The following is a 20586-nucleotide window of genomic DNA, read 5'->3' as shown; positions in this document are numbered from 1 at the left end:
GGAGTCCCACTGACGCCGCTGCCCACAGCGCAAAGCCAACTACGATCAGCGTGAGCCGCACGGCCATGTTGTCGATGATCTGGTTATATTCGCCGCTCATTGCCTTGAACCTTCCTTTGCTCCCCGTCCCTCTGCCCTTCTTAGACGGGAATACGCGCGGAAGGTGAGGCGGGTTCCCCGCCGGCTCCGTTGGCTGGGACGAAGCGGTCAGGCGTGGGTGCCAAAGAGCCAACCGGGCTGCGGTTGGGCGATCGCCTCCAGCTCGGGATAGTGCTGTACCAGCGTTTCCGGCGCCGCGACCCGCTGGCCGCCCAGGGAGTGCTTCAACTGCAGCGCGTTGACGGTCGCCTTGCCCTCGAAGTGATTGTTGGCGATCACGAAGACCCGGTCGGTCTTTCCCGCCACCGAGCGGATTTTCTTTTCCCATCCCGCCAGTTCCTGCGCGGTGTAGAGGTAGTTGTAGCGATCGGCGCCCGTGGGACTGTCGAACCACTGGTCGTAGTTGCGTCCATGCAGCCGCACATAACCCAGGCGTGAGGTGGCGTAGGCGGTAGGTTGGAGCGAGCGCCCAATGAGCGGCTGGTCGATGTTGCAGAAAGCCACGCCTTTTTCGGCGAAGTAGCGCAGGATCCCCTCGTTGTTCCAGCTTGAGTGGCGCACCTCCGCGACCTGGGGGTATTCGTGGAAGCGCGCCAGCAACTGTTCCACATACTCCCGGTTCTGGTTGGTGTTCTTGAACGAGAACGGGAATTGGATCAGCAGCGCGCCCAGGCGCCCTGCTGCTGCAATGGCGTCCAGGCCCTGCCGCGCAAGGGCTTCATCGTCGACGCCGGGTGCGATGGTGGCTGCGGTCGTGGACTCCACTTCGGCATGCGGCGAGTGCGTGAAGGAGCGGTGCAGCTTGGCGGTAAATAGGAAGTCCGGATTGACTTCGCTCACCTTGCGGCACCACAGTTTGCCCCACTCGGGGCGGATGTGGCCGTAGAACGAAGTGTTGATCTCGATGGTATCGAAGTAGTGCGCCAGGTAGGCGGCGGGATGTTCGCGCTTCTTGAGGCCCGGCGGGTAGACAATGCCTTCCCAGTCCTTATAGGACCAGCCCGCAGGGCCAATGAAGACGCGAGCACGCGACTCGCCGGTTGCGTCTGGCAGCGAACCCATGCCTTGCATTCTAGCCGCGTGCCACGAGTGCAGGGTGAAACCGGTCTCCGGGCTCATGCGCAAGAAAAAGGGGCCCCGACTTGGGGCCCCATCCGAAGGAAGCCAGCCTGGAGAGGAGCGATGCCTTTATGCCTGAGCCACCGGCCATTCGCCGGGAAAACGGTAATCGTCAATGTGGACCGCGACGCCCGGCATGTCTGTCCGGCCACCGGGTTGCACCTTGCGGACGACCTTGCCCACGCACAGGACCTCGGTGGACACGGTGCCGATGGCGTCCATCTCGAGCACCAGAACCACTTCGACCGGGACCGTCGGCTCCAACGCCTCGGCGCCGCGAAGCAGCATGCCGGTGCAACTCACGTTTTCTGTGCGCGCCGTTTGCCAACCCCCGTTTCCCGGCGCACGGTAACGCACCGGCAACTGGAGCGCGAACCGCCGCGCCCTGTCCCTTACTTGAGCACTGTTTTCCATTGCTTGCATTGGACCGTCCCTGAACTGCCATCGAATAGCACTTGGGGGCGTGCCCACAACGATTGCCTCAGCACCATCGAGAATACGGCCTAAGGCGGCGGCTGCAAATGGCCCAAATGGTGGGGTAGGATGGCACGAAGGTGGCGTTACGCCCGGCCGACCTGTAAATCGTTCGGAAATTGGTAATCGTTGATGCGAACGGCCAGGCCCGGCATGGGATCCCCGGCGTGGGGACTGACTTTTCGGACGACCTCGCCCATGCAATACACCTCGGGGGAACTCTCCTCCACCACATCCACCTCCAGGCGGAAGATGATTTCGACCAGGGTGCTGGGCTCCACCAGTTGCGGTGCGCGGAACAGGATGCCGGAGCAACTGATGTTCTCGCTGCGGGCATGATGCCAATCGGCCTCGCCCACCGCCCGGTAGCGCACCGGGAGGTCCAGCATAAAGCGGCGGGCACGAGGTTGTCCGCGCTCCCACTCCTGTTTCAGTTCCAAAATGCCCTCCGGCCGCATCCTGGGGGAAACCGGCTCGCCCGGAGCGGAGTGTTATTTCGAGATTAGAAGCGACTTGGGCGTGGGTCAATCGGACGGGAGTGGAACTCCGATTGGCACTAACGTGCTATGAACCAAGATGCTCAACCGTGCGTGCCGCCCGTGGCCAAGAAAAGCCGGCCGTCCCACGTGATGGGACGGCCGGGATACGAGATGATTCTCGCTGTCTTAGTTGCCGTTTATGGTGAAAGGTAACGTGAACGTGGCCGGGTTCGGGGAAGCCAGGGAATCCAGCTGTCCCGTGCAGCCCGAGTTCACGTTCTGATACAGGCTGGCGGAGAAGTCGAAGCTCCTGTCGCCGGGCAGCGAACTCTGTGGCCAGCTGTTTTTCACCTTGGAATGCACCGTGACCAGGAAGCTGTCGCCCGCGGCGACGGTTACGTTCTGCAGGCAAAGGTTCTGCTGGTTTTCAGTCCCCGTGCCAAAGGCCAGAATGTCGAAGGTCGATGTGTCGAACTCCCCAGTCGCAGAGTAGCTCAGCACCGCATTGCCCTGTGACGGGGGACCAGGATTGGTTGTGAAACTGGAATCGAGCACAATCCCCAAGTCAAACGACTGGTCGGTCGCACACGTGTTGGCAATCAACACGTTGTCCGAGTACTGTCCGGGTTGAGTGCCCGTTACCTTTCCTGCGTTCATGCCATGCGAGGGCACGGTCATGTTCGTGGTGCTGAGCATACCCACGCTGAAATCCTGATCGGTCACGAAGTTGTAAACCTTCAAACAGTTCGTGGGATGCGCCAGGAGAATGTGCACCTGAATGTTGGTGACCGTCCCCACTTTCGAGCCGGCGTCCAGCTTCAGGTTGCCCACCAGGTCGGTGCCGTCGGCGCTAGGAGGCGGGTTGCCCTCGTTGTCGTTGGTAATGGACACGGTCACCGTCGAGACGCCACTCTGTCCCGCCGCCGTCAGCGTAAAGCTGGCGGGATCAGGAGAAAGCTCCACGTTCCCGCCCTGCTGACTCTGGAGCAGGTTGAAAGCGACACCCGAGCCATAGTTGGTCGCCGGTGAACCCACGTTATTCATCCAGTTCACGTCGAAGGTGGCAAACTCCCCGACCGGGAACTGATAAGCATTCACGGTGTAGAAGAGCTGGATCGTTCCCACCGCCTGGCCATTGTTCACGATCACCGGCGAGCCACTCGCGTTCTCCACTGTGACCGAAATCGAATCCTTCGCCCCAGCTGTTCTACTCGCCACGGCCAGCAGGAGCGCCAGCGCCAGGACTGTGAATTTCACTCTGTTTCTCATTGCCTACTTCCTCCTCAGCCGGATCAGCCGGCTCTGAACTAACCCCGGGGCCGAAGCCCGTTTCTGGGGCTGGCTCCTAGGGGTAGAGGCCAAGCCTTGCTGGGGATGCACAGAGGATGAGGCACCCTGGGAGATTCGAAAATCGCCCACCGGTCTGGTTACCCATGGCACGGAGGTGGGACAGATAACCTATTTAGTTTCAGCAAGATGCAAGCAGCCAATTACTTCTGTTACTGGTTGTGGTCGCCCCAAGAGGCTTGCGATGGACTCGGGCCATTCCGTTGACACCATACTGCCCGCGACCATGATTCCCTTGGGCGGGCCTTCCAAGCCGTTGCTATTACCCGCCGGCGCATGTTGATTGTGGGGCGCTGAATGCTCGGCAGGGCTGCCTTCGTTTGGCAGGGTTAGTTCCCGCGCCGCCGGTTGCCTGAAGCCGGCTCACCGCATCATAATCGAGAGTCCCGCTATGGGAGGGTCCGTGCGCACCCAGGCTCCGGTTCCGCCGTCGTCCGACTTGTTCTCGCCGCATCCCAACCTGAGCGATGCCATCAACCGCAACATCATTCGGTCGGAGGTGGAGGGCGGCGTCTACTTAGCGGATCTTCCCCCGGAAAGCGGGCTCGAAATCACCACGCAGAACCACTTCTACACCGTCCAGAGGCGCGGGCAGGAAGAAACCGAGATGTGGATTTCCGGGCACCCGGACTTCTGTCCGGCTCCGGTGCCGGTGCGCATCCTGGGCTCGAACTGGGGCGGGTCGATGCTGAAGGTGGCGTTCATCGGCCGCGGCATGCGGCTGGAATTTCGCCACCCGGACTATCGCGTCCCCATCGTGACCTCACGCATCCGCGAGATTCGTGAGATCCCGCCGGACGGTCGCCGGCCCGCCGCTCTGCGCCTTCAGCATGTGTCTGCTGAGTGCTGAGGGCTTGGTCGCTCACGACTTGCTGCTAGGCGACCGGCGGGCCGCTGGTCGAGGCCATCTCCCTTATCCCACATCCACCAGGTTGTGATTGATGGCGAACAGCGCCAGCTCCAGGCGCGTGGAGACACCCAGCTTGTCGAAGATGTTGGTGAGGTGGTGCTTCACGGTGTCTTCGGAGATGGTGAATTTCTGCGCGATGTCCTTGTTGGTGAGGCCGGCCACGATCGTGGCCACGATCTCCAGCTCACGGCGGGTGAGGCCGAAGTTCTTCTTGCGTCCCTCGGCGCCGGGCGCCAGGGCGGCGCGCAAATACTGAACCAGGTCGTTGACGCTCTCCCGGCCCACCCAGAACTGTCCGGACATCACCGTCCGGATGCTCTTCAACAGCAGCTCGGTCGCGGACTCCTTCAGCACCACGCCCCGGGCCCCGAGTTGCAGGGCCTCGACAATCTGTTCCTTGCCCACCGCCGCCGCCAGCACCATGGTGCGCACCGGCACTGCGCTGTCGGCCAACTGGCGCAGGGTCGTCATCCCCGGCATGCGAGGCATGGCCAGGTCGAGCAGCAAGACATCCGGCTTGAGCTGTTTGGCCAGCTTCAACGCCTCGGCGCCGTCAGCCGCCTCGCCGATCACCTGCATGTCCGGTTCGGCCTCCAGCAGTCTCTTCAACCCGTCGCGGAAGATGGCGTGGTCGTCGGCGAGCAAGATACGGATCTTTTGGCTTTTGTCCATTTATCCCTGGATCCTCTGCGGGAACGAGATTTCCAGCCGCGCGCCCCGCCCCGGAAAAGATTCTATCGTGAGTTCGCCTCCGATGGCGCGCACACGTTCGCGGATGACGCGGGGGCCTTTACGCAGCGACTCCAGTTCCGTCTGTGAGACTCGCCCTACAAAGTCGAATCCGCGGCCGTCGTCGCTGATAATCAGGCGATAGGAGCCGTCGTGTGCGGTCAGCCGCAGGATGACGCTGCGGGCGTCGCTGTGTTTCAGCACGTTGACCAGCGCTTCCTGCACGATGCGGGCCAGGTCGCGGCTCACGCTCGGCGGCAGCGCCAGTTCCTGCAGGTCGGTATCGAAGCGCACCGCGATGCCCGTCTCCCGGCGGAACTTATCCACCAGGTCGGTCATGAACTCCAGCAGCTTGCGCGGATCCACTTCCGTCGGACGGAGCTGGTGCATCAGTTCGCGCAGGTTGAGCACTTCATTGTGCAGAATCTTCTGCACGGTAGTGAGCTCCTCGGCCACGCGCTCGGTCTCACCCAGGTTCTTGCGGCGAAGCACGTCGAGCCGCATCTCGGCGGCGATCAGCGACTGGATGGTGCCGTCGTGCAGCTCGCGCGCCACCCGGCCGCGTTCCACTGCGCCGGCGCGCGAACGCATCCGGCGCAACAGGTATACGTTGTAGATGGCCGGACTCACCTGGCGCACCAGGCTTTCGAGGAAACGCAGGCGCGGCTCCGGATGGCCGGCCAGGTGGGGATTCACCAGGTACAGGCGCCCCACCCACTCTTGGCCGAATTGGAACGTGGAAACCAGCATGGATTGAACCGTGTGCGGCCGTATCAGTTTTTCCGGTATTCCGGGGAGTGGGCGATGCATCCTGCGTCCTTCGGCATCGAAAGCCACGAAGTCAAAGCGCCCGCGCCGACGGCGTGTCGCATACCAGCCGTGCGCCGGGGTCGTGAACAGATAGGTCTCGCGATCTTCTCCCATCAGCTCTTTGTTCTGGATGTTCGGTTCGCTACCGGACCCACGGTGGGCCTGCCATAGGAACGCACGGCCGGTGGCGGTCTCGCGGATGGCGAACAGCGCCTGGTGCGAATCGAAGATTCGCATCAGCTCGAACAGGACTCCTTGCAGCGTCCCACGTAATCCCACCTGGACCCGCGCCTTCCCTAACAGGCGGGGTATGGTTGCGATCTCCGCGCGCAGGCGCTTCTCCGCTTCCGCCAGGTAGCCAAGCAGGAAACCCAGGATGAGCAGGTAGGTGGAGCGCATGATGAAACGGTTCAGGACCAACGCTTCGTCCACGTACGTCATGAACGGCTCCACCCTGACCAGCAGCGCTTCCAGCAGCATCAACGTGACGGCCAGGGCGGCGGTGATGACCGTCTCCACGAAGCCCCAGCGATAGGCGGCCGACAACAGCACGAAGGTGAAAAACAGAAAGAAGGGGCTGTTGGGGCCCTCGGTGAAAATCATCAGGACGGTAGGCCAGAGTATGTCCGCGGCGTGGATCCACATCCGCAGCTTCGGCTCCCACTCGGCGTGGGTCCGCAACATGGCCAGCACCGCGGTGCTGTAGACCACGTAGGTGAGCAGCAGGAAGTAGGCGAGGAAGGCGAAACGGCTGGGCTCGGTGGGATCCAGGTAGATGGCCACCAGCGCCGTGACGGCAAGAAACCCGCGCCCGGTGGCCAAGACGCGCTCCACCCGCAGGCTCTCGCCCGGAGATTCCGGTACGCCCAGCCGCGTAAGCCAGCGATTCAGACCACCTAGAGGTAACAAGGAAGTGCCGAGTACGTCCTGGGGCGCATTATCCCCGATGCAGAAAGCTGGAGCAAGGAAGGCTGTTTACAAGCCGGCTTCGATGCGGGCGCGCGGATCCAGAGAATCGCGCAAGGCGTCGCCCAAAAAGTTGAAGGAAAGCACGGCCAGCATCAGCGCGGCAGCCGGAAACAGCACCAGGTGGGGCGCGTCGAACAGGTGCGAGCGGCCGTCGTTCAGCATGGAGCCCCAGGTGGCCGTGGGCGGCGGCGCCCCCAGGCCAAGAAAGCTCATCGTCGCCTCGGCCAGCACCGCGCCCGCCATTCCGATGGCCGCCTGCACGATGACCGGCTGGATGATGTTGGGCAGGATGTGCCGCGCGATGATGCGCAAGTCGCTGGCGCCCAGCGCGCGCGCCGCTTCCACGAACTCGCGCTCGCGCACGGCCAGAACCTGACCCCGAACCAGGCGCGCATAGCCCACCCATCCTCCCAGGGAGAGCGCCAACACCAGGTTGAACATACCCGGCCCCAGAAAGGCCACAAACGCGATGGCCAGCAGCAGTCCCGGAAAAGACATGAAGGCATTCATCACGATCACGTTGAAGAAACGGTCGATGCGCCCGCCATAGAAACCGGCAACCGAGCCCACAATAAGGCCCAGGGTGAGCGAGACCAGCACCACGCTGGCGCCCACCGCCATGGAGATACGCGCGCCATACACCAGCCGGGAGAGGATGTCGCGGCCCAGTTCGTCGGTGCCGAACCAATGCGCAGCCGAAGGACCGGCCAGACGAGCAGGCAGTTCGATGTGGGCAGGATCGCGCGGCGCCAGCCAGGGCGCCAGCAGGGCACACAGGGTGAAGAGCACGATGAGCGCGGCCCCGGCGACAGCCAGCGGATTGTTACGGACCTGATTCATTCGCGAATCCTGGGATTGACCACCGAGTACATCAAATCGGTCAGGAAGTTCACCGCCACGTACGTCAGTCCGATGGCCAGGATGCATCCCTGCACCAGGTAGTAGTCGCGGTTCCCGATGGCCTGGACGGTGAGGCGTCCGATGCCGGGCCAGGAAAAGATGGTCTCGGTCACGATCGCGCCGGCCAGCAGCGCGCCGAATTGCAGGCCCACAACCGTGAGCACGGGAATCAGCGCGTTGCGCAACGCGTGCCGGTAGACCACGGCGCGCTCCGGCAGTCCCTTGGCGCGAGCGGTGCGCACGTAGTCCTGAGTGAGCTCCTCCAGCATGGCGGTGCGCATCATGCGCGTCAGGATGGCCGCCAGCGCTCCCCCCATGGTGATGGCGGGCAGAACGAGATGCGCCGCCGTGCCCGAACCCGACACCGGCAGCAGTCCCAGCCCGATGGAAAAGATCAGGATCAGGACCGGGCCCAGGGCGAAGTTGGGGAATGACAGTCCCAGCAGGCTCACGAAGCCGATGAGCCGGTCATCCCAGCGATTGCGCCGGCGAGCGGAGCGCACGCCCGCGGGAACGGCCAAGGCAATGGCCACCGCCAGCGCCGCCAGGGTCAGCAGCAGCGTGTAGGGATAGCGCTCCCGGATCAGCTCGCCCACCGGCCGGTCGAAGCGCAGGGATTTCCCCAAATCGCCCCGCAACACTCCTTTCCAGTAATTGACGTATTGCCGGCCCAGGGGAACATCCAGGCCGTAGTCGTGGCGCGCCTTTTCGATGTCGGCGCTGGCCGCTCCCTCGCCCAGCATCTGCTGGATGGGATCGCCCGGCACCAGGTGGATGAGCAGGAAGACTACCGACACGACCAGCCAAAGCACCGGCAGGGTGTAGAGCAGGCGGCTTGCAAGATAACGGGTCACGTGCGTTGGCGCTAGTCGCCGGCGCGCTCGATGGGAGCAGGCCGCGAGCTCTCCACCTTTACGCGTGAGACGCGGCGGTTTTCCATCTGCAGCACCGTGTAGCGATGGCCGTCGAAGTCGAACCCATCGCCGGGTGTCGGGATCCTGCCCAGGCGCGCCAGGACGAAGCCGGCCAGCGTCTCAAAACCCTGGTCCCGGGGCAGGACCAGCCGGTATCGCGCCTCCAGGTCGCGGATGTTCTCGCCTCCGTCCAGGATCAGGGTCGTCGAGCCTAGGGGAAGCGGCGGCTGTTCGGCCACGTCATATTCGTCTTCGATCTCACCCACGACCGCTTCCAGGGCATCTTCCACAGTTACCACGCCGGCAGTGGAACCGAACTCGTCCACCACCACCGCCAGGTGGCGCTTGCGGCTCTGAAACTCCGTCAGCAGGTCGGCGACCGGTTTGGTGTCGGGCACTACCAGCACATCCCGCATCACCTGCCGGATGGGCGCTTGAACACTGGGTGAGTCCGGCACCACGCCGCCGCGGAACTTCACCAGCTTCTGATGCAGCAGGCGCGCCAGGTCCTTGGCGTAGAGCACGCCCACGATGTACTCCGGACCGAGCTTGGGGTCATACACCGGGACGCGCGAGCGCTGCTTCTCGACGACCCGCGTCATGGCCTCTTCCACCGCCATGTCCGCCGGCAGAGAGAAAATGTCCGGGCGCGGGGTCATGATCTCGCGTACCGTCACGTCGCCCAGTTCCAGGGCGCGGTGCAGCATCTCCTCCTGCAAAGGCGGCAGCAGGCCCACGCGCCGGCTGGCGGTCACGATGAGCTTGAGCTCGTCCGGCGAATGGACGCCGCCCTCGCGCACCTGCCGTGTCCCGAACAGCCGCAACACCACGCGCGACGAGCTGTTCATGATGGCCAGGAAGGGCCGGAAGATGGTCATGATGACGTCCATGGGTCCGGAAATGGCCAGCGCGATGCGCTCGGCGCGCTGCAGCGCCAGCGACTTCGGCACTACTTCTCCCAGGATCACGTGCAGGTAGGTAATCAGGGTGAAGGCCACGCCGATGGCGATGGCGTGCGCGTACACCGCGGCATAGGGCACGTTGTGAAACAGGGGCTCGATCACCGCCGCCATGGTGGCTTCGCCGATCCAGCCCAGCGCCAGGCTGGCGATGGTGATGCCCAGCTGCACGGCGTTGAGCACCTCGTCCAGGTTGTGGTGCAGCTTCTGCACCGTCCGGGCGCCGATGCGCCGCTGCTCGATGAGCTGCTGAATGCGGGTGTCACGCACGCTGACCAGGGCGAACTCCGCCGCTACGAAGAAGGCGTTCAGCGCTACCAGCAGGAGCACCAAGAACACCCGCAGCAGCACGTAGGTAATCATGGGAAGATGATGATTCTATAGCACCCCGGGCAGGCCGGTCCTACCCACACTCCCATCCCCAAGAAAAAGCGGAAGTTGCTGCTTCCCTTTCTTGGGGCTCGGGGTCTAAGAGTGCGTGGGGTGAGCCGCTGTCAGCTTGGGACAAGTGGTTTCCGCAGAACCCCAAAACGGCGCCGGGAGGAACGGAACTAATTGGCAAGGCCCGCCGTACCATACGATTAGCAGCTTGCAGCGCTCATACCCGGAAGGCAATGCCAGGAGGCAGCCGTGGCCAACGGTAACGGCAACAAGAAAAAGAAACGGAAAAAAATATTCATTATCGGCGGCGTCCTTGCCGCCATTCTGCTGGGCACCGTGGTCCTGGTCGCCTTCACCCGTGGCGGCGGCACCATCGATCCCAGCAAGCTAGCCAAGGTGGAAAAGGGCGACCTGGCCAAGAGCGTGGTGGCCACCGGCAAGATCGAGCCCATCACCAAAGTGGAGATCAAGTCCAAGGCCAGCGGCCTGGTGAAGAAGCTGATGGTCGACGCCGGAGACTCGGTGAAGACCGGCCAGATCCTGGCCGAGCTGGACAAGGAAGAGATTCAGGCCCGTGTACGCGAAGCCCGGGCCGCGCTGGAAGCCGCTGAAGCCAACCGCCGTGCCGCTGACGCCGACATGGAACGCGCCCGCGTGGACGCCCAGGGCCCCGATGTTCCCCTCCTGCTGAAAGCTTATGAGCGCGCCCAGGAAATGGCGCGCGAAGGCGTGGTCTCGCAGGCCAACCTGGATGATGCCCAGAAAGCTTACGAGCTGGCCGTGAACAAGCGGGACATGGCGCGCGCTCAGTTCGTAGTGGCCCGCGCCAAGGTAGCCCAGGCGCAGGCCCAGGTCCAACAGGCCCGCGCCAACCTGGAGCGCGACGAGGAAGAGTTCCGCAATTCCACCCTGACCGCTCCCATGGACGGCACCGTGCTCTCCCGCAACGTGGAAGTGGGTGACGCAGTCAGCTCCATCCTGGTGCTGGGCTCCTCGGCCACCCTGGTGATGACTATCGGAGACACCCGCGAAGTCTACGTGAAGGGCAAGGTGGACGAGAGCGACATCGGCAAGGTGTTCATGGATCAGCCGGCCCGCATCAAGGTGGAGTCGTTTAAGGACAAGACCTTCAACGGCAAGGTCACCAAGATCTCCCCGCTGGGCGTGGAGAAAGACAACGTGACCACGTTCGAGGTGCGAGTGTCCATCGACAACGCCACCGGCGAATTGAAAGCCGCCATGACCGCCAACGCGGAAATCCTCCTCGAGGAGCACAAGGGCGTGCTCATGATTCCCGAGGGCGCCATCATGTACGACAAGGATCGCAACGCCTCCGTCGAAGTGCCGGATAAGAAAGCCAAAGACGGCAAGCGCAAGCTGGCCGTGAAGATCGGTATCTCCAACGGTGCCAAGACTGAGGTCCTGGAAGGCCTCAAGGAGAACGACCAGGTAGTCCTGCAGTAGGCGATGAATCCAGCCGAGGCCCGGCGACCTCCGCGTTGCCGGGCAGGGGGCGCGTATGAAAGACCGCCGGTTTTTCGGGCCAGCCGCTTTGCTGGCCCTTTTGTTTTTGAGCTCCATGCCGGCTCTGGCCGATGAGGCCCAGGGTCAGTTTGAGCGCACTTTGCAGGTCACGGGCTCGGTTGACCTGAGCGTCGAAACCGGCTCCGGCGACATCGCCGTGCGCTCGGGAGCGACGGGCACGGTACAGGTCAAGGCACGGATCCGCGCGCGCAGCAAGCTGTTCGAAGGCCTTAGCGCAGCCGAGAAGGTGCAGCGTATCCAGGCGAATCCACCCATCGAACAGGTGGGCAACATCATCCGCATCGGTAAGATTCGCGACGAAGAGCTGCGCCGCAATGTGTCCGTCAGCTACGAAGTGGTGACACCGGCGGCCACCAAGCTGCGCTCGGAAACCGGATCGGGCGAGCAGTCCGTGGAAGGCGTGGACGGCCCGGTGCGGGCTTCGACCGGCTCCGGCAGCGTGCGCATCGCATCCGTGCGCCAGGAGGTTTTCGCGGAAAGCGGCTCCGGCGATCTGGAGCTGACCTCGTTGGCCGGCGGGCTGCGCGCCACCACCGGCAGCGGCAACATCCGCGCCTCCGCCATTTCCGGCCGGACCTCGGCGGAGACCGGGTCGGGCGACGTTACCCTGGAGTTGATCGAATCGTCGCAAGCGCGTGTGCAAACGGGCTCCGGCAACGCGCGCGTCCGTGGTGTTCACGGTGCGCTCTCCGTGGAGACCGGGAGCGGCGACGTCGAGGCGGAAGGCACGCCCAAAGCTTCCTGGAAGCTGAGCGCGGGCTCCGGCGACATCACACTACACATCCCCGAGAGCACCGGCTTCGACCTCTACGCGGAGACGGGCTCGGGCACGGTGCGCATCGCCCGCCCCATCACCATGCAGGGTGCGCTGCGGCGAGACCTGGTGCGGGGCACGGTGGGTGGCGGCGGCTCGCTCATTCGGCTGGAAACCGGCTCCGGCGACATTGACATTCGCTAGGCCGATTACCAAGCCTTCTGCGCTCCGTCCAATCTCACAGGTCAGCAGGCGGCCATGAACCTGTACGAGATCTTGCGACAGACGTTCTCCACGCTGCGCGCTCACAAGATGCGCAGCTTCCTGACCATGTTCGGGATCGTCTGGGGCATTGCTTCGGTCATCCTGATGGTGGGCCTGGGAAAAGGCTTCAGCCGTGATCAGAAAGAGCGTATGAAGACTCTGGGCACCGACCTGGTGATCGTGTGGGGCGGCCGCACCAGCCAGCAGGCCGGAGGCTACGCCGCTGGACGCGAGATTCAGCTCCAGGTGCGCGATGCCAAGATCATCCGCGACGAGTGCTACCTGGTGAAGAACGTCAGCCCCGAACTTCGTCGCGCAGTTTTCCAGGTAAGCGAATTCAATTCCGCCAATCGGCCGGTACGCGGGGTTTGGCCCGAGTTTCAGAATTTCCGCTCGCTGCGTCCCTCCGAAGGACGCCTCATCAACCAGGAAGACGAAGAGCAGGCCCGGCGCGTGGTCCTGCTGGGCGTGGAAGCTCGCAACCAGCTTTTTCCCGGAAAACCCGCCGTGGGCGCCTCGCTCTCCATGAATGGCTTTCCCTACATCGTCATCGGCGTCCTGGAGAAGAAGAACCAGAATTCCAGCTATGGCAGCGGGCCAGACAACACCCAGCTCTTCGTTCCCTTTTCTGCCATGGCGCGCGATTTTCCGCCGCGCTTCCCCGGTACCTTCCCCGGCTGGATCAACAATCTGGTGTTCGAGGTGGCCGATCCCGAAAATCACGAGGATGCGGAGATGCAGGTGCGTCGCGTGCTGGGACGCATGCACCACTTCGATGGCAACGACAAGGACGCTCTCTTTATCTGGAACACCATGCAGGGCTCGAAGCTGGTGCAGCGCATCTTCGATGTGATGACCATTTTCTTTGGCGCCATCGCCGTGACCACCTTGTGTCTGGGCGGCATCGGCGTCATGAACATCATGCTGGTCTCGGTGACCGAGCGCACCAGAGAGATCGGCGTGCGCAAGGCCTTGGGCGCCACCAAGAACGACATCGCCCGGCAGTTCTTCGCCGAATCTGCGGTCATCACCCTGGCCAGCGGCCTAGGCGGTCTCCTGTTCGGCCTGGGCATATGCATCGCCATGCAGGAGATGCCGCGCCCCGAATTCATTCCCGCCCCGGTCATCTCGGCCTGGGCGCTGGTGGTCTCGTTCCTGACCCTCTCGGTCATCACCGTCGCGGCCGGCATGTATCCGGCGAACCGCGCTGCCGAGATGACCCCCGTGGAGGCGCTGCGCTACGAGTGAGCCTATGCTGCTGAGAGAAACCATCCTGCAAGGCTGGCACTCGCTGATGCGCAACCGCCTGCGTTCCGCGCTGACCATGCTGGGCATCGTCTGGGGACTGGCTTCGGTGGTCATCCTGCTGGCCTACGGCCGGGGGCTGGGCGATAGCGTCATCAACGCCATGCTGGGCATCGGCAACAACGTGGTCCACTTCTGGGGCGGGCAGACCAGCATGCAGGCTGGAGGCCAGCGCGCCGGCAAGCGCATCCGCTTCAAGTTCGAGGACGTGCAGGCCATCCGGGAAGAAGTACCGCTGGTCAAGAACGCCAGCGCCGAATATGACGACAACTTCGGCTTCAAGTTCAACAATCGCGTCGTTTCGGTGATGGTGAAGGCCGTCGAATTTCCCTACGGCGAGATGCGCAAGCTCGACGTAGAGTACGGCCGCTACTTTCAGGAAAGCGACTTCATCGAACAGCGCCGCGTGGTCATCTTCGGCCCCGATGCCGCCAAGAAGGTCTTCGGCAACCGGATCCCCGTGGGTGAGTTCGTGAGCATCAACGGCAGCCAGTTCGAGGTCATCGGCATGCTGCGCTTGAAGATCCAGGACAGCTCCAACAACTGTCAGGACAACGATTGCGCCTTCGTCCCCTACGTGACCCTGCGCGGCCTGATGAGCATCCGCGACCCCGATATGATCCTCATCCAGCCGGTGGACGAGGCCCTGCACTTGAGGGCGATTGCGGCCACGCGCGCCGTCCTGGCGCGCCGCCACCATTTCCACCCCAACGACGAAAAGGCCACGCCGGTCTGGAATTCGGTGGAAAACAACATCGAGATGCGCCAGTTCGCCATCGCCCTGGAAGTACTGATGGGACTGATCGGCGCCATGACTCTGGGCGTGGGCGGTGTGGGGGTGATGAACATCATGCTGGTTTCGGTGACCGAGCGCACGCGCGAGATCGGACTGCGCAAGGCCATCGGCGCCCGCCCGCGCCACATCCTGATGCAGTTCCTCATCGAGTCCCTGGTGCTGACCTTCGCCGGCGGCGTGATTGGCATGCTGCTGGCCATCGCTCTGACCTACATCATCCCGCCCATGCCGCTCTACAGCGAGTTCTACAAGACCGCCAACAACGAAGGCGACATCATCCTGCGCGCCTCCGGCTCCGTCATGGCCATTTCCTTCGTTATCCTCTCGCTGGTGGGCGTAGTCTCCGGCTTCTGGCCGGCCCTCAAGGCAGCAAGATTGGACCCGATTGAGGCGCTGCGGTACGAGTGAGGAAGGGTCTCCACAACGAGGAACAGCGAGGGCGCCCCTAGGGCGGGAAGTTCATGCGCCTTAGTAGCGCTTGGAAGCGCGGATGTGAGCGGACGGGATCGTAGAATGGATCGACTTTCAGGGTTATTGCGCCAAGGCGGTGCTCGTCCACCGCCTTCTCAAGCTGCTCGAGCGCTTTATCATACTTACCCAGGATGATGTAGTGGCTTGGGCTAAGGAGGTAGCCCTCTCGCTTTCGCCACTCGATATCGTAGGCAGTCGCGCCCTTCCAGCCTCCTGTCTTGTAGGCCCGTTCGTAGCCGGCTATGTCCTCCTTCCGAGTCCCAGCCACGGGGGCGACCTTTACAAGGGCCGCCACAGCTTCGTCAAACATCCCTTTTGCAGCATAGCAGTCACGTAGAACAAAATACTCCCCTACTGCGTTCGGGCGGGCCTGGATCAGCTTGCGTGCCTGCGCGATGCATTCATCGTAGCGGCGGGCGTAGAACAACGCGTCGGCGACAGTGCTACCACAGACCTGGCTGAAGGGGTCCAGGCGCTCTCCCAGCCGAGCCTCGGCAATGGCTTCCGCGTGGCGTCCCATCTGGCTCAGGTGTGACGAGTACCAACAGTGCCCGTTGGCATAGTTGGGGTTCAACTCCAGAGCACGTTTGAACTCGCGCAAGCCTCCTTCCCAGTCCCAGTCCCACTCCCCTTTCACTCCGGCCAGCGCCAAGTGGGCCTCTGCCAGTGAGTCGTCCAGTTCCAGGGCACGGCTGGCGGCCACGCGTGCGCGTGCGTACCCCTCCGCACGGGGCGTGATCATGCCGCGCCCTACCCCCGCGGTCAAAGCCTCGGCGAGGCTGGCATGAGCGGGAGCGTAAGCTGGGTCTTTCGAAATCGCTTGTTCGTAGTAGGCAAGCGCCTGCTGAACGTCTTTTTCTCCTTCCCGCTTGTTGAACGCGTCGCGTCCCTTCAGGTACAGGTCGTAAACTTCGGGATCGACCTTGGCAGGGACGCGCGCCAGCCGCTCTTGCTGCTGCGGGCTCAGATTCGCATTGATCTCCCGCACAATCGCCCGCGTAAACTCGTCCTGGATGGAGATGACGTCGTGCAGCTCGCGCTCGTAGCGGTCCGCCCACAGCGAGTGCTCACTCCGGGCTTCGGTCAGTTGCGCGGTGACGCGGACACGCGAGCCGGCTCGGACTATAGAGCCCGTAACCACGGCATCCACGCCCAGCTCGCGGGCTATCTCCGACAGCGGCTTCTTCGAACCCTGGTAGCGCATCACCGAGTTGCGTGCAATCACCCTCAGCGCGCCGGTCCTGGCCAGATCGTTGATCAGCGCTTCAGTCATGCCGTCGGCGAAGTAGGCTTGTTGCGCATCGCCGGAGAGATTCTCCAGCGGTAACACGGCTACTGACTCGATTTTGAGCGCCGCTGCAGGTCGCCCCAGCAGCCGGTCACGCACGCCGCCGAGGTTCGCTCCCACCCCGATGGCAGCCACCAGAATCAAGAGCGCAGCTACGGCCAGCATCCGGCGGCGACGCAGTGCGCTCAGGCGCGTCCGCATGGTGAGCGGAGCGCTGGCGCTCAGTCGCTCCAGGTCCACGCGCAGTTCGTTCGCCGACTGGTATCGCCGGTTGGGGTCCTTGTCCAGCGCCTTCAGGAGAATGTTCTCCAGATTGGCGGAGACCTTTCCCGTGACCGCACTGGGCGGCTTCGGCTCGCGGTTCAGGATGGCATCAATGAGCAGCGGCCCGTGCTCGCCCGGAAACGGACGCTTACCGGTGGCCATCTCGTAGAGCACCGCTCCCGCCGCCCAGACGTCGCTGCGCGCGTCCACCTTCTCCCCGCGCAACTGCTCGGGCGCCATGTAGGGCAGCGTGCCCGTGGCGCCCTGACTGGCGGTCACGGAGGCCGTGATGTCGGTCTCGGCCACCTCACGGAACAATCTGGCCAAGCCGAAGTCCATAACCTTCAGGCGGCCGTCCGGCGTCACCCGCAGGTTCCCCGGCTTCAAGTCGCGATGGATGATGCTTTCCGAGTGCGCCGCGGCCAAGGCCTCGGCCAACTGCTGACCCAACTTCAGCACTTCCTTCTCCGGCAGCGGCCCGGCAAGCAGCCTCTGGTCCAGGCCGGTGCCCGGAATCAGCTCCATCACCAGGAAGTCCACTCCGTCCTCGGTGTCGAAGTCGTGGACGGTCTCAATGTTGGGATGGTTCAGCCTCGAGAGGGAAAGCGCTTCCTCGCGAAACCTCTTGCGAGCGCTATCGTCGTGCAGCATGCCCGGCGGCAGCACCTTGAGCGCAACGTCGCGTTCCAGGCGCTGGTCGTGGGCACGGAACACCACGCCCATGCCCCCGGCACCAATCTGCTCCAGGACAAGGTAGTGGCCCAGCGTCCGGCCGATCATGGGCTCCGCGGCGGCCATGTTGGCAGAGATGCTAGTCGGGGGCGCAAGTGGAATCAATGGCGAACCAAGGGGATAGCTTCCTCAGGCGATTGGCGGGCGCGGAAGTTTGAGGGCCTATTTCCTGGGGCAGTTTCCGGGAATCCCACTACACGGTCAACTCGACGCCAGCCCACCTAAACAGATCCGCATCGGCGGCTCCCAGGGAGGATTCACCCTAGAGCCCAGTCGGCAGCCACTTCGGCTCGGCCTCGTTCCGCATGCGCTTGCAAGACGTGACCTTTCTGGATATGCCTGGAGTGAGCCGAGACGTGCACGTAGGGAAGACCCAAGAATCGTTTGGCGGTGATTCTCGTTATCTCCAGGCAATTGAAATTCGAGAATTTCACTTGCTCGAGCACCCGCTTCATTGCTCGCCGTACAGTTCTTTCTTTCCAGGAACCCCAGCCCATCGCTTCAATGCGTGCCGCGAGGAAGAAGAAGCTCCAGCCCACGCCTCGAAGGTTGCGATCAAGCAGATCGCCATCCGAGTCCTTCATCGTGTCCCAAGCGGGGCAGTAGGCTTCGGCCTCTACTCGCAAGGATTCCGGCATGAGTGTGCCAGCCCGCATCATGATAGTTCCCGCTCTTAAGGTGTCTGTCATCCGAGTCTCCCCTCGTATTCAAGGCGACCGCAATCCTGCCGGTCGGACGCGACCAGGTCCAAAACGTCGCCCATCGACGTGTCGGCTGCCACTCTTTCTCCTGCAGTGGGCGTATGGATTTGAATCAAGCCATGCCCCCTGGGCTGACGCACGAATGTATCCTGATGTTGCATGACCACTTCCAGCATCTGGGCCAAATCCCCAGAGTAGTAGCCGTTGCTAAAACTCAAGCCCCTGGCATGCAAAGGAAGGGCACACATCTGGTATTCACAGACGAGTTTCCAGTAGCCTCTGGTTCCGGAGGACCAGATTTTTAGATACTCGAGCGAATCACTAGGCCCAGTTGGGTATTCAATCTGAATCAAACCTGAGTTGGCAGCGGCCTGCATCAAGTCTTCCCAGTTCAGGATTACAGCGCACTCCAACATTCGGAAGAGTCCAGCCTGAGTGGTGGCTGGAGGACGAGGTGTACTCGCTGGGTCCATCATGACCCCACTACAGCGACTCGCTTCCCGGAGTCCGATCGGTGATCGAAGCAATGGAAAGTCTTGGGCTGGTGTTCAATGCACTCAGAGAGATGAGGAACATCGCGAGGCATACTGAATACAGCACCAAGAACGAACTAGGGGAAGCGGAAACGGGTACGAAAGGGTTGAAAAGCAAGCACATTGCCAAGAAGACGCCAGCCCACACGGATCTATGTACTCGCGCCGCCTGCACAGAAACGACGGCGGCACCCGCCCAGACCAACCAGGCCGCCGCAAAAGTCCAGCTGTTGGAAGATGAGCGCCACAGGATCGCGAGAACGAGCAATGCCGCGATGCAAATCCATTTCACCACTTTCGTACGCATTGAAACCTCCTGGTTTCAGGGAAGAGAGGGCGGAACCTGCCCGCCCCCGATCTGAACACCGAAAGCCTTATGGCTCAGGCTCCGGCTGGAGCGGCGATTCTGTGCGAGGTCGAGTTGAGGACGTCAGAAACTCGAACCTTGGGAGTTCCGTCCAGTACCCTGGCCAGGCTCTTCAGCACTTCCGGGTAGCCTGCGACGTTGTAGGCATCCGCGTTCTCTTTGTTGTCCCACAGACTGATCGAGATGACATCGGTTCCACCAGGGATGCCGAAGGTGATCTCGTCCTGGAAGCCCTTCTGCTTGCGAAGAAACGGGATGACGTCCTTTTCGACGGTCTGCGTGAACTCGGCGAGAGTGTTGGGCTTCAGATGCATGGAGACGTTGCGAGCAAACATGTCAACCTCCTAGGTTGTCTATTGGCTAAGGGGAAGCACTCAGATGAACTGACTTAGCTCAGAAGACCTGAAGGAGTGAGCAGAGGCGCTCGCCCATGTAAATAGCCTACCTGGATTTACTTGCTTTGTCAATCTATTTCAGTATATGTTTGATTTGCTTAACCATATTTGGTTAACCCACCGCTTCAATCGGAGAACCGCCGTGGATGTGACCTTGGTGATCCGGCGCCGGCTTCGCAAGCTCGGCCTCGAGCAACGGGATTTGGCGATCGCCGCCCACGTTACCGAGTCCTACATCTCTCAGTTGTTGACAGGGAAAAAGGCGCCCCCGGCGCCCGAACGGACAAAGCTCTACGAAAGAATCGGAGCTTTCTTGAGGCTTCCCAAGGGTGAGCTCTCTAGGATGGCCGAACTGCAGCGCACAGAGGAAATCAAGAAGAAACTCGGTCCCACCGACCCGTTGTTTAGGGAAGTGCGGGAGCTGATTCTGCGAAAGTGCGTTCCTGCCAAGAGAAACCAGGCACGTGCCATCTTTGAGAAGCAGCCCTTCGGCGAACTCGAACGTCTGGTCACACAAAAGCTCCTGGAAGTGGCCAAGAATGTCGCCCGCGAAAAACTGGCAAGCGAACCCTGGCTTCGCCTGGTGGCTCGCCTGAGCCACCGAAGCCGCCAACAGATGCGCGCCAGCACCCTTGAGTTCCTGGATGCCGATATCTCCAATCTCTCCGTTGAAAACTGCACATCTTTCCTGGATCCGCTCATTGAATCCTGGGACATCGACCTTTTGACTTTTCGTATGGAGGTTGTCCTGAACCGGAGGCTAGTGCCAGCGAATTTCAAGAAACTCGAGTTTGTTGAGCAGGAAGTCCAGCCCTTAGAGGAGCCGGGCCTCAAAGAATTCCTTCGCAATCGCGCGCTCAGTGCTGATGCGTCGGAAGAGGAAATCGAGTTTCTAAAGAAACTGAGAATCCAGGGAAAGCGACCCACGGCGCTCTATTATTACCGTGAACTGCAAAACCTCAGAGATCCTCTCCATTTTCAATCTCCAGCGAGGCTTAGTAGGATGCGCAAGCGCAACAATGGCTAGGCCGACAGTTGTAAGCTGGAAATCCGCACTCGCGGTGCCGAAATTGTTTCACAG

20 protein-coding genes are annotated in these 20586 nt (G+C 62.3%); 7 read left to right on the top strand and 13 right to left on the bottom strand.

Going from position 1 to position 20586, the window contains the following annotated elements:
* Positions 1–207 precede the first annotated feature (207 nt).
* The 4 genes from VLE48_10190 to VLE48_10175 form a co-directional block, all read right to left on the bottom strand.
* Complete coding sequence (locus VLE48_10190; GenBank protein HSA93369.1) at positions 208–1161, bottom strand: DUF72 domain-containing protein; 954 nt, start codon at positions 1159–1161, stop codon at positions 208–210.
* A gap of 126 nt (positions 1162–1287) precedes the next feature.
* Positions 1288–1521: a hypothetical protein gene (locus VLE48_10185; protein ID HSA93368.1), complete on the bottom strand. Its 234-nt coding sequence runs from the start codon at positions 1519–1521 to the stop codon at positions 1288–1290.
* Positions 1522–1778: 257 nt separating this feature from the next.
* Positions 1779–2132, bottom strand: a complete 354-nt coding sequence (locus VLE48_10180) for a PilZ domain-containing protein (GenBank protein HSA93367.1) — start codon at positions 2130–2132, stop codon at positions 1779–1781.
* Positions 2133–2357: 225 nt separating this feature from the next.
* Complete coding sequence (locus VLE48_10175) at positions 2358–3428, bottom strand: hypothetical protein (protein ID HSA93366.1); 1071 nt, start codon at positions 3426–3428, stop codon at positions 2358–2360.
* A 493-nt stretch (positions 3429–3921) separates the two neighbouring features.
* On the opposite strand from VLE48_10175, the gene VLE48_10170 reads away from it, so the two are divergent.
* Positions 3922–4368 (top strand): hypothetical protein, encoded by a 447-nt coding sequence (locus VLE48_10170; GenBank protein HSA93365.1) that lies wholly within the window; start codon positions 3922–3924, stop codon positions 4366–4368.
* A 63-nt stretch (positions 4369–4431) separates the two neighbouring features.
* On the opposite strand, the gene VLE48_10165 is transcribed toward VLE48_10170, so the two are convergent.
* From VLE48_10165 to VLE48_10145, 5 genes are all read right to left on the bottom strand, one after another.
* On the bottom strand, positions 4432–5100 hold the full coding sequence (locus tag VLE48_10165) for a response regulator transcription factor (GenBank protein ID HSA93364.1): 669 nt from the start codon (positions 5098–5100) through the stop codon (positions 4432–4434).
* Complete coding sequence (locus tag VLE48_10160) at positions 5101–6876, bottom strand: sensor histidine kinase (GenBank protein ID HSA93363.1); 1776 nt, start codon at positions 6874–6876, stop codon at positions 5101–5103.
* Between the two features lie 66 nt (positions 6877–6942).
* The gene (locus tag VLE48_10155; protein HSA93362.1) at positions 6943–7776 is read right to left on the bottom strand and encodes an ABC transporter permease; all 834 of its coding nucleotides are present in this window, start codon (positions 7774–7776) and stop codon (positions 6943–6945) included.
* Positions 7773–8690 carry a nickel ABC transporter permease gene (nikB, locus tag VLE48_10150; protein ID HSA93361.1) on the bottom strand — a complete coding sequence of 306 codons (918 nt, stop codon included), beginning with the start codon at positions 8688–8690 and terminating at the stop codon, positions 7773–7775. The genes VLE48_10155 and nikB overlap by 4 nt, the downstream gene beginning before the upstream one ends.
* A gap of 11 nt (positions 8691–8701) precedes the next feature.
* Positions 8702–10072, bottom strand: a complete 1371-nt coding sequence (locus VLE48_10145) for a hemolysin family protein (GenBank protein ID HSA93360.1) — start codon at positions 10070–10072, stop codon at positions 8702–8704.
* Between the two features lie 267 nt (positions 10073–10339).
* Between VLE48_10145 and VLE48_10140 the strand changes: the two genes are divergently transcribed.
* The 4 genes from VLE48_10140 to VLE48_10125 are packed head-to-tail and all read left to right on the top strand — an operon-like array spanning position 10340 to position 15162.
* Complete coding sequence (locus VLE48_10140; protein ID HSA93359.1) at positions 10340–11554, top strand: efflux RND transporter periplasmic adaptor subunit; 1215 nt, start codon at positions 10340–10342, stop codon at positions 11552–11554.
* Positions 11555–11609: 55 nt separating this feature from the next.
* A complete protein-coding gene (locus VLE48_10135; protein HSA93358.1) occupies positions 11610–12593 on the top strand; it encodes a DUF4097 family beta strand repeat-containing protein in 984 nt (327 codons plus the stop codon).
* A 54-nt stretch (positions 12594–12647) separates the two neighbouring features.
* Positions 12648–13901: an ABC transporter permease gene (locus VLE48_10130; GenBank protein HSA93357.1), complete on the top strand. Its 1254-nt coding sequence runs from the start codon at positions 12648–12650 to the stop codon at positions 13899–13901.
* Positions 13902–13905: 4 nt separating this feature from the next.
* Entirely contained in the window at positions 13906–15162 is a 1257-nt protein-coding gene (locus VLE48_10125; GenBank protein ID HSA93356.1) for an ABC transporter permease, read from the top strand.
* Between the two features lie 37 nt (positions 15163–15199).
* Here VLE48_10125 and VLE48_10120 read toward each other — a convergent pair whose 3' ends face one another.
* From VLE48_10120 to VLE48_10110, 3 genes are all read right to left on the bottom strand, one after another.
* Positions 15200–17575: a protein kinase gene (locus tag VLE48_10120; GenBank protein HSA93355.1), complete on the bottom strand. Its 2376-nt coding sequence runs from the start codon at positions 17573–17575 to the stop codon at positions 15200–15202.
* Positions 17576–17766: 191 nt separating this feature from the next.
* Positions 17767–18198 (bottom strand): hypothetical protein, encoded by a 432-nt coding sequence (locus VLE48_10115; GenBank protein HSA93354.1) that lies wholly within the window; start codon positions 18196–18198, stop codon positions 17767–17769.
* On the bottom strand, positions 18195–18587 hold the full coding sequence (locus tag VLE48_10110) for a hypothetical protein (GenBank protein HSA93353.1): 393 nt from the start codon (positions 18585–18587) through the stop codon (positions 18195–18197). The genes VLE48_10115 and VLE48_10110 overlap by 4 nt, the downstream gene beginning before the upstream one ends.
* Positions 18588–18724: 137 nt before the next feature.
* On the opposite strand from VLE48_10110, the gene VLE48_10105 reads away from it, so the two are divergent.
* Positions 18725–19105 (top strand): hypothetical protein, encoded by a 381-nt coding sequence (locus VLE48_10105; GenBank protein HSA93352.1) that lies wholly within the window; start codon positions 18725–18727, stop codon positions 19103–19105.
* A 19-nt stretch (positions 19106–19124) separates the two neighbouring features.
* Here VLE48_10105 and VLE48_10100 read toward each other — a convergent pair whose 3' ends face one another.
* Complete coding sequence (locus VLE48_10100) at positions 19125–19445, bottom strand: hypothetical protein (protein ID HSA93351.1); 321 nt, start codon at positions 19443–19445, stop codon at positions 19125–19127.
* A 202-nt stretch (positions 19446–19647) separates the two neighbouring features.
* On the opposite strand from VLE48_10100, the gene VLE48_10095 reads away from it, so the two are divergent.
* Complete coding sequence (locus VLE48_10095; GenBank protein ID HSA93350.1) at positions 19648–20532, top strand: helix-turn-helix transcriptional regulator; 885 nt, start codon at positions 19648–19650, stop codon at positions 20530–20532.
* The last annotated feature ends 54 nt before the right edge of the window (positions 20533–20586 follow it).

This window comes from Terriglobales bacterium, assembly GCA_035454605.1.
GTDB lineage: Bacteria > Acidobacteriota > Terriglobia > Terriglobales > Acidobacteriaceae > DATMAB01.
Note: the sequence above shows the minus strand (reverse complement) of the source record. Positions and strands in the feature narration are given on the sequence as shown.

What these genes read in the sequence shown, in the direction of transcription:
- VLE48_10190 (HSA93369.1), bottom strand. Translation starts at nt 1,161, where the DNA reads ATGGGTTCGCTGCCAGACGCAACCGGCGAGTCGCGTGCTCGCGTCTTC.
- VLE48_10165 (HSA93364.1), bottom strand. Translation starts at nt 5,100, where the DNA reads ATGGACAAAAGCCAAAAGATCCGTATCTTGCTCGCCGACGACCACGCC.
- VLE48_10155 (HSA93362.1), bottom strand. Translation starts at nt 7,776, where the DNA reads ATGAATCAGGTCCGTAACAATCCGCTGGCTGTCGCCGGGGCCGCGCTC.
- VLE48_10145 (HSA93360.1), bottom strand. Translation starts at nt 10,072, where the DNA reads ATGATTACCTACGTGCTGCTGCGGGTGTTCTTGGTGCTCCTGCTGGTA.
- VLE48_10135 (HSA93358.1), top strand. Translation starts at nt 11,610, where the DNA reads ATGAAAGACCGCCGGTTTTTCGGGCCAGCCGCTTTGCTGGCCCTTTTG.
- VLE48_10130 (HSA93357.1), top strand. Translation starts at nt 12,648, where the DNA reads ATGAACCTGTACGAGATCTTGCGACAGACGTTCTCCACGCTGCGCGCT.
- VLE48_10125 (HSA93356.1), top strand. Translation starts at nt 13,906, where the DNA reads ATGCTGCTGAGAGAAACCATCCTGCAAGGCTGGCACTCGCTGATGCGC.
- VLE48_10120 (HSA93355.1), bottom strand. Translation starts at nt 17,575, where the DNA reads ATGGCCGCCGCGGAGCCCATGATCGGCCGGACGCTGGGCCACTACCTT.
- VLE48_10115 (HSA93354.1), bottom strand. Translation starts at nt 18,198, where the DNA reads ATGACAGACACCTTAAGAGCGGGAACTATCATGATGCGGGCTGGCACA.
- VLE48_10110 (HSA93353.1), bottom strand. Translation starts at nt 18,587, where the DNA reads ATGCAGGCCGCTGCCAACTCAGGTTTGATTCAGATTGAATACCCAACT.
- VLE48_10100 (HSA93351.1), bottom strand. Translation starts at nt 19,445, where the DNA reads ATGTTTGCTCGCAACGTCTCCATGCATCTGAAGCCCAACACTCTCGCC.